This is a genomic window from Ochrobactrum sp. PL_is483 (assembly GCF_055816855.1).
In genome coordinates, this window is record NZ_JBVPGS010000032.1 from 248,884 (window position 1) to 261,738 (window position 12,855).

Annotated in this window: 13 protein-coding genes; 10 read left to right on the forward strand and 3 right to left on the reverse strand. The window is 59.0% G+C overall.

What is annotated here, in order from left to right; genetic code table 11:
• The first annotated feature begins 25 nt into the window (after positions 1-25).
• The 3 genes from olsC (at position 26) to AC0TNJ_RS09740 (ending at position 1,880) form a co-directional block, all read left to right on the forward strand.
• Positions 26-862 (forward strand): ornithine lipid ester-linked acyl 2-hydroxylase OlsC, encoded by an 837-nt coding sequence (olsC, locus tag AC0TNJ_RS09730; RefSeq protein WP_122001297.1) that lies wholly within the window; start codon positions 26-28, stop codon positions 860-862.
• Positions 863-1,119: 257 nt separating this feature from the next.
• Entirely contained in the window at positions 1,120-1,374 is a 255-nt protein-coding gene (locus AC0TNJ_RS09735) for a YjhX family toxin (RefSeq protein ID WP_112585985.1), read from the forward strand.
• An 11-nt stretch (positions 1,375-1,385) separates the two neighbouring features.
• On the forward strand, positions 1,386-1,880 hold the full coding sequence (locus AC0TNJ_RS09740) for a GNAT family N-acetyltransferase (RefSeq protein WP_473770972.1): 495 nt from the start codon (positions 1,386-1,388) through the stop codon (positions 1,878-1,880).
• A gap of 35 nt (positions 1,881-1,915) precedes the next feature.
• Here AC0TNJ_RS09740 and hemF read toward each other — a convergent pair whose 3' ends face one another.
• Complete coding sequence (gene hemF / locus AC0TNJ_RS09745; RefSeq protein WP_122001295.1) at positions 1,916-2,830, reverse strand: oxygen-dependent coproporphyrinogen oxidase; 915 nt, start codon at positions 2,828-2,830, stop codon at positions 1,916-1,918.
• 317 nt (positions 2,831-3,147) lie between these two features.
• On the opposite strand from hemF, the gene AC0TNJ_RS09750 reads away from it, so the two are divergent.
• Complete coding sequence (locus tag AC0TNJ_RS09750; RefSeq protein WP_122001294.1) at positions 3,148-3,429, forward strand: hypothetical protein; 282 nt, start codon at positions 3,148-3,150, stop codon at positions 3,427-3,429.
• 111 nt (positions 3,430-3,540) lie between these two features.
• Here the strand turns inward: AC0TNJ_RS09750 and AC0TNJ_RS09755 are convergent, their stop codons facing one another.
• Both AC0TNJ_RS09755 and AC0TNJ_RS09760 read right to left on the reverse strand, forming a co-directional pair.
• Complete coding sequence (locus AC0TNJ_RS09755; RefSeq protein WP_473770973.1) at positions 3,541-4,578, reverse strand: purine-nucleoside phosphorylase; 1,038 nt, start codon at positions 4,576-4,578, stop codon at positions 3,541-3,543.
• Between the two features lie 54 nt (positions 4,579-4,632).
• A complete protein-coding gene (locus tag AC0TNJ_RS09760; RefSeq protein WP_473771009.1) occupies positions 4,633-5,097 on the reverse strand; it encodes a tRNA (cytidine(34)-2'-O)-methyltransferase in 465 nt (154 codons plus the stop codon).
• Positions 5,098-5,282: 185 nt separating this feature from the next.
• Between AC0TNJ_RS09760 and AC0TNJ_RS09765 the strand changes: the two genes are divergently transcribed.
• From AC0TNJ_RS09765 to AC0TNJ_RS09790, 6 genes are all read left to right on the forward strand, one after another.
• Entirely contained in the window at positions 5,283-7,139 is a 1,857-nt protein-coding gene (locus AC0TNJ_RS09765) for an ABC transporter ATP-binding protein (protein WP_473770974.1), read from the forward strand.
• Between the two features lie 15 nt (positions 7,140-7,154).
• The gene (locus AC0TNJ_RS09770; RefSeq protein ID WP_473771010.1) at positions 7,155-9,020 is read left to right on the forward strand and encodes an ABC transporter ATP-binding protein; all 1,866 of its coding nucleotides are present in this window, start codon (positions 7,155-7,157) and stop codon (positions 9,018-9,020) included.
• Positions 9,021-9,271: 251 nt separating this feature from the next.
• Entirely contained in the window at positions 9,272-9,835 is a 564-nt protein-coding gene (gene petA / locus AC0TNJ_RS09775; RefSeq protein ID WP_122001289.1) for a ubiquinol-cytochrome c reductase iron-sulfur subunit, read from the forward strand.
• 21 nt (positions 9,836-9,856) lie between these two features.
• Complete coding sequence (locus tag AC0TNJ_RS09780) at positions 9,857-11,152, forward strand: cytochrome b N-terminal domain-containing protein (RefSeq protein WP_122001288.1); 1,296 nt, start codon at positions 9,857-9,859, stop codon at positions 11,150-11,152.
• Between the two features lie 27 nt (positions 11,153-11,179).
• Positions 11,180-12,052 (forward strand): cytochrome c1, encoded by an 873-nt coding sequence (locus AC0TNJ_RS09785; protein WP_473769669.1) that lies wholly within the window; start codon positions 11,180-11,182, stop codon positions 12,050-12,052.
• A gap of 238 nt (positions 12,053-12,290) precedes the next feature.
• Entirely contained in the window at positions 12,291-12,836 is a 546-nt protein-coding gene (locus AC0TNJ_RS09790; protein WP_010659612.1) for an adenine phosphoribosyltransferase, read from the forward strand.
• The last annotated feature ends 19 nt before the right edge of the window (positions 12,837-12,855 follow it).

Below are 12,855 nucleotides of genomic sequence, written 5' to 3' on the forward strand. Positions count from 1 at the left end.
AGCGCGCGTTTTGAAAGAGCATGAGATGTCCAATCCCGATACATCGATACAAGACAAGACAGCGACCGATCCGAAGCAGAAGTTTGGCACCGAAGGCATCGCCGCGATGGACCGGCCAAGCCGGATCACCCGTTTTTTCATGGGGATCGTATCCTGGGCCGAAGGTCTCAACCTGAAATATGCCAAGCTCGGCAATCCGCCGGTCTATGACAATGCAACCTTCCCATGGGCGGCGGAAATCGAGAAGGAATGGCCGGCCATCCGCAAAGAACTGGACACGGTTCTCCTGCGCCAGAGCGAACTGCCTTCCTTTCAGGATATCTCGACCGATGTGAAGACGATTTCGACCGACAATCGCTGGAAGACATTCTTCCTGCTCGGTTTCGGTGTGAAATCGGAACAGAACATCAAGTCCTGCCCGGAAACCTGGCGGATCGTCAACAAGATCCCCGGCCTGACTACGGCGATGTTCTCCATCTTCGAGCCGGGCAAGCATCTGCCGCCGCATCGCGGACCCTATAATGGCGTGCTGCGCCTGCATCTTGGCCTCATCGTGCCGGAGCCGAACGACAAGCTTGCAATCCGCGTGGACAAACAGGTCTGCCATTGGCAGGAAGGCAAGGTGCTGATTTTCGACGATGCCTATGAGCATGAGGCGTGGAACCACACCGACAAGACGCGGGTGGTCCTTTTCGTCGATTTCGTGAAGCCGCTGAAGTTCCCGGCCCGGCTGGTCAACTGGTGCCTGATGAACCTCGCCATCTTCACGCCCTTCATCAAGGAAGGGCTGGACAACCACAATGAGTGGGAAAAGAAGTTCTACGCGGAAGCCGAAAAGCTGCGTAACCAGCCGAAATCCTGAACGGTTTGACACCGGGATTCCGTGCTTGTAAATGAGCAGGAGGGTTATCGCCCTCCTGTTTTTGACCTCTGACCGAGGAATTGTTGATGCTGGAGATTGTAGGAAGCCTTTGAGCGTTCCGGACGAAACTGCGAATGACGGGTGCTGAGAGCGCCTGACAGGCAGGTCCAGGGACGGAAACGGCATTGGCCGTGGACGGTGCAGACTGTCCGCGAAGGCTGATGCTTGTCATGGTTTCCATCCAGGCATGAACGACAATGAATATCTCACGCATGGAACAGCGCGTGTTGCACGTGCTGGCGCAGGGCGGTTACATCCGCCATCTGCGCGAAGACGGGCGTATCTGCGAAATCGAATGCTATACCCGCGAAGGCTATCTGCTTTCCGATTGCACGATGGCGATTTTCCAGCAATTGCGCCGCAAGCGGCTCATCGAATCCCGCATGGGCAGTCCCTATCGCATTTCGTTGAAGGGGCGTGAAAATGTCCGCGCCCAGGCGAACAACCGGTGAAGGAGGGCACCATGCACATTCGCAAGGAGACGCCGCAAGATGCCGCCGAAATCCGTCGCCTGACGGACGAGGCCTTTCGCACCGTGGCCTACAGCAACCAGAAGGAGGGGGAGATCGTCGATGCGCTTCGCGCCGCAAAGGCGCTCTCCCTGTCGCTGGTCGCCGAAGAGGATGGGCAGGTTCTGGGCCATGTCGCTTTCTCGCCGGTTCAGATCGGCGATGAGGATAAAGGCTGGTACGGGCTTGGTCCCGTTTCGGTCCGCCCGGACCGGCAGGGCGAGGGGATAGGCGGCAAGCTTATCCGGGAGGGCCTCGCGCAGTTGCGCAGCCTCGGCGCCGAAGGCTGCGTTCTTCTCGGTGATCCCGGCTATTACGGGCGCTTCGGCTTCAAGGCCGATCAGCGGCTGAAACTGCCGGGTGTGCCTCCGCAATATTTCCAGTGTCTGGCCTTCGGGCCAGATGTTCCGGAAGGCGACGTCGCCTATCATTCCGCTTTCGCCATATGAGGGAAGGGCCGGGAAACCGGCCCTTTCTCAATGTTTTACGGCCATTTCACCACGGGCGGCATGGACGACAGGATGGAATTCACATTGCCGCCTGTCTTGAGGCCGAAGATCGTGCCGCGATCATAAAGCAGGTTGAACTCGACATAGCGGCCACGGCGGATGAGCTGCTCGTTGCGGTCCGCGTCGGTCCAGTCCTTGTTGAAGTTCTGGCGCACCAGGTGCGGATAGACGACGGAGAAGCCGCGCCCCACATCGCGCGTATAGGCAAAATCCGCATCCCAGCCGCCTTTTTCTTCCGGCGAGTGCAGCCAGTCATAGAAAATGCCGCCAATGCCGCGCGGCTCGTTGCGATGCGGCAGGAAGAAATATTCGTCGCACCAGTCCTTCACGCGCTGGTAATCGACAATATCCTTGTGCTTCTCGCAGATGAAACGGAAAGCCTTGTGGAAGGCCAGCGTGTCGGGATCGTCCTGCGTGCGGCGTCGATCAAGCACCGGCGTCAGGTCGGCGCCGCCGCCGAACCACTGGCGCGTGGTCACGACCATGCGCGTGTTCATATGAACCGCTGGCACGTTCGGGTTCTGCGGATGCGCGATCAGCGAAATGCCGCTCGCCCAATAGCGCGGATCTTCCTCGGCGCCTGGAATCTGCTTGCGGAATTCCGGCGAGAACTCGCCGTGGACCGTCGAGACATGCACGCCGACCTTTTCGAAGACGCGGCCATGCATGATCGACATGACGCCGCCGCCGCCCTTGCCGTCATCCTTCTGCCAGGGTGTGCGGACGAAGCGTCCGGGTTCGCGATCCGAAAGCGGCCCCTGCAATTCATCTTCAAGTTGTTCGTAGCTTGCGCAGATGCGATCGCGCAGTTCCTCGAACCAGCGCTGCGCCGCCTGCTTCTTCTCTTCGATGTCTGCCGGGATGATGGCCGGAATCTCTTCGCGTTGCATTCTCGTGTCCTTCCGGCGCGGTCTGGCGGGGTCCGCCGGTCTCGCGCAACCAAGGTTGGAGCGCATCCCGAAAAGTGTGAAACGGTTTTCGGATAGATGCGCGGTTCAAAATAAATCTTTAGAGCGTGGGTCTGATCCAAGCAGATCGACGCTCTAAATGGATGAACTATTCTTGTCAGGCTTATCAAAAGTCGGGCATCGGCGCAAAGCGCGAAGCGCGCTGTCGCAAGCCCTTATAGATCCTCTCCCCAAGAAAAGACTCGTCTTTGCGAACCTGCTCACCTATCTTTCTCTGCTCAGGGTTTTGAGGCAAAGGCATGGCAGCAACACCGCCCCGTCCACCGCTTGAAGGACTGCGCAGGCAACTTGAGAAAAGCCGCGCCCAGAAAAGCGTGAAGAAAAGCGCGAAAAGCCGGATGCCGCGCGATGGCTTCGTGCGCGAGACATTCACGCTGCCGAGGCTGGCCGCGCGCGAAAAGGCGCGTGAATGGTTCGAGACATTCCCGAAAGCAGCCTACTGGACCGAGATTGAAAGCTGGTGCGAGCGGCCGGACGATGTGATCGAGTTTACCATGCGCCGTCTGGCGACTGCGGATTGAGCAGTGCTTTAATCGCCATGGCCAAGGCTTTGAAATGCGATTCACATTAGCAGGCAGAAAAGGCACCCCGCGGGGTGCCTTCGCTTTTTGAATCGTTATTCCATTACAGGCTTATTGTGCTGCCGTCTGCGGGGCCTTCTCCCATGCCTTCCAGTTCTGGATGATGCTTTCGGCATAGGCCTTGCCGACGCGATAGGCGTTGGTCGTGGCGAGCGGGAAGCCGCCGGAATTCGCGGCAAGCGATTGAGCCGCCGTCTGGTCCTTGCCCTGACGGTCGAAGTTCGAGGCGGTGCGCAGCAGCGCGATGCGATCAAAATCGAGCTTGCCAGCTTCGGCGGCGCGCTTCAGCGACGTCAGCGTGGCATTGTCTTCCATCTGCGAGGTGCAATAGTCGGCCTTGCCGTCGGTCAGGAGCTTCGACCATTCGGCCATGGCTTCGCCGAGCTTCGCGCCGTGCCAGTAAGTGTCGCCGGAAGCCGTGTCGCAGATAGTGACCTTCGGCGCGCCGGTTGCCGCTTCTTCCGTGTAGTGCTTGCGATATTCCTTCGCCGCGTCGCTATCGAGAAGTTCGACGCTCTTGGTCGTTGCCAGCGCGTAATCGGCAAGCTTGCTGTTCAGCTCGAAGACTTCCGTGCCAGCGGCCCATTTCGGCTTTTCGCCGGGCTTTGCCGCGCCAAGGCCGAAGAAGTCCGTGGGCCAGCCTTCCGGCGCTTCACGAATGTCGATGCGATGGTTCAGATTGGCGTCGATGGCGTATTTTGCCCAATGTGCGGAGCCGAGCGTGCCGTGCTTCGGGTCGACGCCGGCAATGCCTGCGATCAGGAAATAGGTGTGGCTGAGGTCGAGCCTGCCGCTCAGCGCCATGGCGGAAACCGAGCTTGCCGCATTGGCGAAGCCCATGGCCGTCGTCATGTGGCAAAGCCCATCGGCGGTGCAATCGATTTCCGGATATTCGGGATTGAGGCCCGGCAGCTTGATCTTCTGCGTGAACTTCTCGCCTTCAAGCCATGGCTTGGCTTCTTCCCCGAACATGGTGATGACCATCACCTTCGGCTTGATGGTTTCGGGTTCCTTGGCGAAAGCCGGGGCGGTTGCCAGCAGGGAAGCGGCAGAAGCGGCGAGAGCGACGGTGCGCATGGACAGGTTCATGGGAGAAGCGGGCCTTTCAGACCGGAAGGGAGATGCTGCGCTTCGCGAATCCGGTCATTTCGCGAGGCTTTTCCTTTGCCTGAGAGCTTCGCCCGCCGTCATCGCGACCGAAATCGCAAGATTTAGCGAGCGCGCGCCCGGCATCATCGGGATCAGAAGCCGCGCATCGGCGGCATCGTGCACAGTGTCGGGAACGCCCGACGACTCGCGCCCGAAAAGCAGAATGTCATTTTCCTGAAACTGGTATTCCGTATAGGGAACCGCCGCCTTGGTGGACAGCAGCACGATGCGGCGGCCTGCCTGCCGGCGCCAGTTCTCGAAATGCTGCCAGTCCGCATGGCGGGTGAGGGCTGCCTGTTCCAAATAGTTCATTCCAGCGCGCTTCAGGGAGCGGTCGGAGACGTCGAATCCGGCGGGCTCGATCAGGTCCACCGCGAAGCCGAGGCAGGCGGCCATTCGCAGGATGGTTCCCGTATTGCCGGGAATGTCGGGCTGGTAAAGTGCGACGCGCAGTTCCATATGATGCGGGTAGCTTACAAATCGGATGGCTGCAAGCGTTGAGCGTGCTTGGGTCTCCGGCGTCAACACATCAGTAAGCGGAAATAGTATCGGCAAGAAAAAATTGTTCTCGCATCACGAAAATATTCCTGTTTTGTTCCTGTTCCATCTTGGAAATTTTGCAAGGTGCCCGTAAAAGGATCGCCATGTTCAGATGGTTTGAAAAACGACTCGAAGCTTATCCCGAAGAACCGCCGCGCGAACCCCCGCGCGGACTGGTAGCCTTTTGCCTTTATTATACCCGTGGCGCATGGCCGTGGATCATCGGCATGGCGATCTTCACGACGCTGATCGCGGTGATCGAAGTGTCGCTCTTTGCCTTCATGGGCAATATCGTCGACTGGCTGTCGCATCAGTCGCGCGAGACTTTCCTCAGCAATGAAGGCTGGCGGCTCACCTTGATCGCGGGCGTCGTCCTGATCGGCCTGCCGGGCGTGGTGCTGATCCATTCGCTGCTCATCCACCAGACATTGCTCGGCAATTATCCGATGCGCGTGCGCTGGCTGATGCACCGTTACCTGATCCGCCAGTCGATGTCGTTCTTCCAGGACGAGTTTGCCGGACGCATCTCCACCAAGCTGATGCAGACCGCTCTCGCTGTTCGCGAAACGGTGATGAAGCTCCTGGACGTGCTCAACTATGTCATCGTCTATTTCGCTGGCACGCTGTTCATCGCGGCGTCAGCGGATCTGGTGCTGATGATTCCGTTTGCCGTCTGGCTTGTCGTCTATATCCTGTTGCTGCGTTTCTTCATCCCGCGCCTGCGGGTGATTTCGGAACAGCAGGCTGATGCCCGCTCCCTGATGACGGGGCGCATCGTCGACAGCTATACCAATATCGCGACGGTCAAGCTCTTCTCGCATTCAAGCCGCGAGGAATCCTACGTGCGCGAAAGCCTCGACGGCTTCCTCGGCACCGTGCACCGGCAGATGCGTCTCATCACGATGTTCCATTTCACCCTCTACATGGCGAACTGCATCCTGCTGTTTGCGGTGGGTGCAATCGGCATCCAGCTCTGGATGAACGAAGCGATTACCGTGGGCGCCGTTGCGGTCGGCATCGGCCTGGTGCTGCGCCTCAACGGCATGTCGCAGTGGATCATGTGGGAAATGTCGGCGCTGTTCGAGAATATCGGCACGGTGGAAGACGGCATCACCACGATTGCGCGCTCGCATGAGGTCGTGGACGTTCCCGATGCACCGGCATTGCAGGTGACCAAAGGCGAGCTCGACTTCGACGGGATCGGCTTCCACTACGGCAAGGGCAACGGGGTTATCGACAACCTCACGCTCGCCATTAAGCCGGGCCAGAAAGTGGGATTGGTCGGGCGTTCCGGTGCTGGTAAATCTACGCTGGTCAATCTGCTGCTGCGTTTCTACGATCTGGAGAAGGGCCGCATCCTGATCGACGGGCAGGACATTTCCAGGGTCACGCAGGATTCGCTGCGCGCCAATATCGGCATGGTCACGCAGGATACCTCGCTTCTGCATCGTTCGGTCCGCGAGAACATCATGTATGGGCGACCGGATGCGACCGAGGAAATGTTGCAGCAGGCGATCCGGCTGGCGCAGGCGGACCAGTTCATTCCGCTGCTGACCGACCCGAAGGGACGGCGGGGGCTGGATGCGCATGTCGGCGAACGCGGCGTCAAGCTTTCGGGCGGGCAGCGCCAGCGCATCGCCATCGCGCGCGTGATGCTGAAGGATGCGCCGATCCTCATTCTGGACGAGGCCACCTCGGCGCTCGATTCGGAAGTGGAGGCGGCCATTCAGGACAGCCTCAACACGCTGATGGAAGGCAAGACCGTGATCGCCATCGCGCACCGTCTTTCCACCATCGCGGCGCTTGACCGCCTCGTGGTGATGGACAAGGGGCGTATCGTCGAGGACGGCACGCATGAGGAACTTGTGGCGCTCGGCGGCATTTATGCAAGTCTATGGGCGCGCCAGTCCGGCGGTTTCCTCGGCTTCGATGAAAATACCGAGGATATGCTTATAAAATAAGGACAAAAGCCATTGATGAAAGCGGTTTACAGCCTGTTCGAACGTTGGGTCGATCCCTTTCGTGAACCGGACAGGCTGAGACCGCCTTCAACGACGTTCGGCTTTCTGTGGCATTATGCGCGACAGGCCAAATGGCCGCTGGCGGCTTCCCTTGTCGTCGGCGGCTTGCTGCCGCTGGTCGAGGCGGGCCTGTTCTATTTTACCGGCAGGCTGGTCGATATTCTCGATCAGGCGGGCAGGGGCGGCGTCGAGCGCAGCTGGTCGGCGCTTTTGCAGGCGGCAGGCCCGGAACTGCTTTTCATGGGGTTCACTGTCCTTGCGGTCCGCCTCGTCGTGACGGCGGCCAACACGCTGCTTGAAGAGCAGGTGATGGGCCCCAGTTTTTATAACCTGATCCGGTGGCAGGCCAATTCATATGTGCTGCAGCAATCCTACGGGTTTTTCCAGAATGATTTTGCGGGGCGCATAGCAACGAAGGTCTGGCAGGCCGGCCAGGCGGCGGGCGATTTCATCCAGAGCCTCATCCAGGTCGTCTGGTTCATGCTCATATACAGCATCAGCACATTGTTCCTGATCGGACGGCTGGATTGGACGCTGGCGGCGGTCGTTCTGGCATGGATTGCTGTCTTCGTGTTGATTGCCCGCCATTACCTTCCACAGATCCGCCGTCAGGCCGAGGCTTCCGCCGAAGCGGGGTCGCTGATAAACGGGCGTCTGGTCGACAGCTATTCCAACATCCAGACGATCAAGCTGAACACCGTCAATGACGACGTTCAGTATTTGCGCGATGGTTTCAAAGGATACATAGCAGCGCTTCTTCCGTTCATGCGCTCGCTCACCGGCGTTCGCGTGTCGCTCACGACACTGTCCGGCCTGATGATCGTGACGGTTGCCGCGATTGCCATCGATCTATGGACACGCAATGCCATCACGGTCGGGCAGGTGTCGTTCACGCTCGGGCTCGTGCTGCGCCTCAACATGCTGCTCGGGCGGCTCATGATGCAGATGAACGCCATGCTGCGCCAGCTCGGACTGATCGAAAATTCCATGCGGCTCGTTTCCGCGCCGCTCGGTCTGGAGGATCGGCCCGGCGCGAAACCCTTGCAGGTGACGGAAGCGCGTATCGATATCCGCAATGTCACCTTCCATTACGGCAAGGCTGAGGGTGTTCTCGACAATATCAACCTGACGGTTCGCGGCGGCGAGCGCATCGGGCTTGTCGGCCATTCCGGTGCGGGCAAGTCCACGCTGGTGAATTTGATCCTGCGTCTCTACGACGTCGAGAAAGGCTCCATCCTTGTCGACGGACAGGATGTTCGCGATGTCACCCAGACGTCGCTGCGCCGGGCCGTTGCGGTCGTCAGTCAGGAAACGGCCTTGCTGCACAGGTCGCTGCGCGACAACATCATGCTGGCGCGGGACGATGCCACCGACGAGGATTTGCTGCGGGCGGCGCAAAAGGCCGAGGCCGACGGGTTTATCGCCACTCTTGAGGATTTTCAGGGGCGGCGCTCCTTCGACGCCTTTGTGGGCGAGCGCGGCGTCAAGCTTTCCGGCGGGCAGCGGCAGCGCATCGCCATCGCGCGCGCCATCTTGAAGGACGCCCCCATCCTGATCCTCGATGAGGCCACATCCGCACTCGATTCGGAGGTGGAAGCCGCCATTCAGGAGAACCTGAAACGCCTGATGGAAGGAAAGACGGTCATTGCGATCGCTCATCGCCTTTCCACCATCGCGGCGCTGGACCGCCTTGTCGTGATGGATCAGGGACGTATCGTGGAGGAGGGCACGCATGACGAACTTGTTGCCCGCGGCGGCCTCTATGCGGGACTTTGGGCCCGGCAGTCGGGCGGTTTCATTGGCGGGAATACCGAAAGTTGACAGCTTTCCGCTGTCCGTAGTTCATGATCGATCTGCCGCGCATTCCTTGAATTGGGCAGGTAAATTCGCCTGCGACATCGTGCCGTCATAAGGGCTTGGTGTCTGGACAAGCGATTTTTACACGCATAAACCGAATAGTGAAATGGAGGGAATTTCGTCCTGTGAGCACTTGCGGGACTACTTTTGCGCAAGTGCAAAAGAGGACGAGGGGAGAGTTCAATTGAACATGCAGGTTGAAAAGGAATTGGCACGTGAGCGCACACGACACGGCTGAGCCGACACGGCGTGATTTTTTGTATATTGCGACGGGGATGGCCGGTGTCGTCGGAGCTGGCGGACTGGCCTGGCCGTTTATCGACCAGATGCGTCCAGACGCTTCGACACTCGCGGCTGCGTCCATCGAGGTTGATGTTTCGTCCCTGGCGGAAGGAGCATCGTTAACTGTTAAATGGCGCGGCAAACCGGTTTTCATCCGTAACCGCTCCGCCAAGGAAGTCGAGGATGCCAAGGCGACCGCTCTGGGCGATCTCAAGGACCCGAACGCGCGCAATGCCAACCTCGCTTCGGACGCGCAGGCGACCGATCTCGCCCGCTCGGCAGGCGAAGGCAAGGAAAACTGGCTGGTGATGATCGGCGTATGCACCCATCTGGGTTGCGTACCGCTCGGCGAAGCCGGCTCTTTCGGCGGCTGGTTCTGCCCATGTCATGGTTCGACCTATGACACCGCCGGCCGTATCCGCAGCGGTCCGGCGCCGGAAAACATGCACATTCCGCAATATGCGTTCGCTTCCGATACGGTCATCAGGATCGGCTAACAGGTCTTGGGGAGAGAAGACATGAGTGGTGGACACTCCACATACACGCCGAAGACCGGCATCGAAAAATGGGTGGACGAACGGCTTCCCTTGCCGCGTCTCGTCTATGATTCCTTCGTGGCCTATCCGACGCCGCGTAACCTGAACTACATGTACACTTTTGGCGGCATTTTGAGCTTCATGCTCATTGCGCAGATCCTGACCGGCATCGTGCTGGCAATGCATTATGCAGCGGATACGGGCCTTGCGTTCAATTCCGTCGAAAAGATCATGCGCGACGTCAATTCCGGCTGGCTGCTGCGCTACATGCACGCCAACGGCGCATCCTTCTTCTTCATCGCCGTCTATCTCCATATTGCCCGCGGCCTCTATTACGGTTCCTACAAGGCACCGCGCGAGCTCCTATGGATTCTGGGCGTGGTGATCTTCCTTCTCATGATGGCAACCGCCTTCATGGGCTACGTGCTGCCATGGGGCCAGATGTCCTTCTGGGGCGCGACGGTCATCACCGGCTTCTTCACGGCTTTCCCGATCATCGGCGAGCCGATCCAGCAGCTTCTGCTGGGCGGGTTTGCGGTCGACAATCCGACCCTCAACCGCTTCTTCTCGCTGCATTATCTGTTGCCGTTCATGATTGCAGGTGTCGTTATCCTGCACGTCTGGGCGCTGCATGTGACGGGCCAGACCAACCCGACCGGCATTGAAGTCAAGTCCAAGACCGATACGCTGCCGTTCACGCCCTATGCGACCATCAAGGACGCTTTCGGCGCGCTCGTCTTCTTCGTGTTCTTCGCCTACTTCATCTTCTACATGCCGAACTTCCTCGGCCATCCGGATAACTATATCCCGGCCGATTCGCTGAAGACGCCTGCTCACATCGTTCCGGAATGGTACTTCCTGCCGTTCTACGCGATGCTGCGCGCCATCACCTTCAACATCGGCCCGATCGATTCGAAGCTCGGCGGCGTTCTGACCATGTTCGGTTCGATCGCAATCCTCTTCGTCGTGCCGTGGCTCGATACGTCGAAGGTTCGCTCGGCGGTTTATCGTCCGTGGTTCAAGCTGTTCTTCTGGCTGTTCGTGGTCAACGCCATCTTCCTCGGCTGGCTCGGTTCGCGTCCGGCGGAAGGTTCCTACGTCTTCATGGCGCAGCTGGGTACGCTTTACTACTTTGCCTTCTTCATCGTCATCATGCCGGTCATCGGCCTGATCGAAACGCCGAAGCGTTTGCCGAACTCGATCACCGAGGCGGTTCTGGAGAAGAGCGGCAAGGGCGAGATTACCCCGGTGGAAATCCCTGTTGAAACTCGGGGCTAAGCAGCGAGAGAGATGAAGGACGTAACAATGAAAAACATCCTCAAGAATTTCGCTGCCTTCGGTATCGCTCCGCTGGTTGCGCTTGGGATAGCCATGGGTGGCGCTTCGGCTGAGGAAAGCGGCAATGCCGCAGAGCCGGAACATTTTCCGATCCACCATCCGAAACAGGAAAAGTGGAGCTTTGCCGGCCCGTTCGGAACCTATGACAAGGGCCAGCTTCAGCGCGGCCTGAAGGTCTACAAGGAAGTCTGCTCGGCTTGCCATTCGATGAACCTGGTGGCCTTCCGCACGCTGGAAGATCTTGGTTACTCGCCGGAACAGGTCAAGGCTTTCGCCGCCGAATACGAAGTGCAGGACGGTCCGAATGCGGATGGCGAAATGTTCACCCGCAAGGCGCTTCCGACCGACCACTTCCCGTCGCCATATCCGAACGCGGCTGCCGCTGCGGCGGCAAACAATGGCGCAGCTCCGCCCGACTTCTCGCTGATCGCCAAGGCGCGTGCAGTGGAGCGTGGGTTCCCGCAGTTCATCTTCGATATATTCACGCAATATGCCGAAGGTGGCCCGGATTATATCCATTCTCTGTTGACCGGTTTCGACGAACAGCCGCCAGCAGGCATGCAGATTGCCGAAGGAACGCATTACAACCCGTACTTCATTTCGGCTAAGGCGCTCGCCATGGCGAAGCCGCTCAGCGACGACCAGGTCACCTATGACGATGGTTCGCCGCAGACGGTCGATCAGTATGCGCGCGACGTTTCGGCTTTCCTGATGTGGGCCGCAGAGCCGCATCTGGAAGATCGCAAGCGGACCGGTTTCCGGGTCATCATATTCCTGATCCTCTTCGCCGGTCTGGTCTATGTCGCCAAGCGTTCGATCTGGTCGGATGTGAAGCACTGACACCGGACCAAACCTGAGTTAAAAGATGGGCGCCGTGAGCGCCCATTTTTGTTGGTGAAGACGAACCGCAGCCACTGCCACAAATAAGCCATAAAAAGAACGGTCCTTCGCCGTAATGTTTGTGGCGGAAACGGGCGGTTTCTTTTGCAATTGACCCGTTCGAAGGTGTAAAGGGGCTTTGCCCCAACTTTGCCTTGATTAGTTTGACCGGCCCGCGAGCCGCCTGAAAGGATGGAAAATGGAATCCGGATTTAAAGCCAGCTTGAAGGATGCGATCCGCACCATTCCAGATTATCCAAAGCCGGGCGTCCAGTTCCGCGACGTGACCACGCTCATGGGCGATGCGCAGGCGTTCCGCCGCTCCGTCGATGAACTGGTCTATCCCTATGCAGGCAACAAGGTCGACAAGGTAGCCGGCATCGAGGCGCGCGGGTTCATTCTGGGCGGCGCAATCGCGCATCAGCTTTCCGCCGGTTTTGTGCCGATCCGCAAGAAGGGCAAGCTGCCGCGCGATACGGTGCGTATCGCCTACAGCCTAGAATACGGCATTGATGAAATGGAAATGCACCGCGACGCGATTGAAAAGGGCGAGCGGATCATTCTGGTGGACGACCTGATCGCCACGGGTGGAACGGCGGAAGCGGCTGCAAAGCTTCTGCTTCAGATGGGCGCGGAAATCGTCGCGGCCTGCTTCATCATCGATCTGCCGGACCTTGGCGGGCGCAAGAAGCTCGAAGCGCTCGGCGTTCCGGTCCGCACACTCGTCGCCTTCGAAGGCGACTGAGATAGATATCATAAGGGAC

What these genes read in the sequence shown, in the direction of transcription:
- hemF (WP_122001295.1), bottom strand. Translation starts at nt 2,830, where the DNA reads ATGCAACGCGAAGAGATTCCGGCCATCATCCCGGCAGACATCGAAGAG.
- AC0TNJ_RS09755 (WP_473770973.1), bottom strand. Translation starts at nt 4,578, where the DNA reads ATGAACCTGTCCATGCGCACCGTCGCTCTCGCCGCTTCTGCCGCTTCC.
- AC0TNJ_RS09735 (WP_112585985.1), top strand. Translation starts at nt 1,120, where the DNA reads ATGAATATCTCACGCATGGAACAGCGCGTGTTGCACGTGCTGGCGCAG.
- AC0TNJ_RS09750 (WP_122001294.1), top strand. Translation starts at nt 3,148, where the DNA reads ATGGCAGCAACACCGCCCCGTCCACCGCTTGAAGGACTGCGCAGGCAA.
- olsC (WP_122001297.1), top strand. Translation starts at nt 26, where the DNA reads ATGTCCAATCCCGATACATCGATACAAGACAAGACAGCGACCGATCCG.
- AC0TNJ_RS09760 (WP_473771009.1), bottom strand. Translation starts at nt 5,097, where the DNA reads ATGGAACTGCGCGTCGCACTTTACCAGCCCGACATTCCCGGCAATACG.
- AC0TNJ_RS09740 (WP_473770972.1), top strand. Translation starts at nt 1,386, where the DNA reads ATGCACATTCGCAAGGAGACGCCGCAAGATGCCGCCGAAATCCGTCGC.
- AC0TNJ_RS09785 (WP_473769669.1), top strand. Translation starts at nt 11,180, where the DNA reads ATGAAAAACATCCTCAAGAATTTCGCTGCCTTCGGTATCGCTCCGCTG.
- AC0TNJ_RS09770 (WP_473771010.1), top strand. Translation starts at nt 7,155, where the DNA reads ATGAAAGCGGTTTACAGCCTGTTCGAACGTTGGGTCGATCCCTTTCGT.
- AC0TNJ_RS09780 (WP_122001288.1), top strand. Translation starts at nt 9,857, where the DNA reads ATGAGTGGTGGACACTCCACATACACGCCGAAGACCGGCATCGAAAAA.
- AC0TNJ_RS09790 (WP_010659612.1), top strand. Translation starts at nt 12,291, where the DNA reads ATGGAATCCGGATTTAAAGCCAGCTTGAAGGATGCGATCCGCACCATT.
- AC0TNJ_RS09765 (WP_473770974.1), top strand. Translation starts at nt 5,283, where the DNA reads ATGTTCAGATGGTTTGAAAAACGACTCGAAGCTTATCCCGAAGAACCG.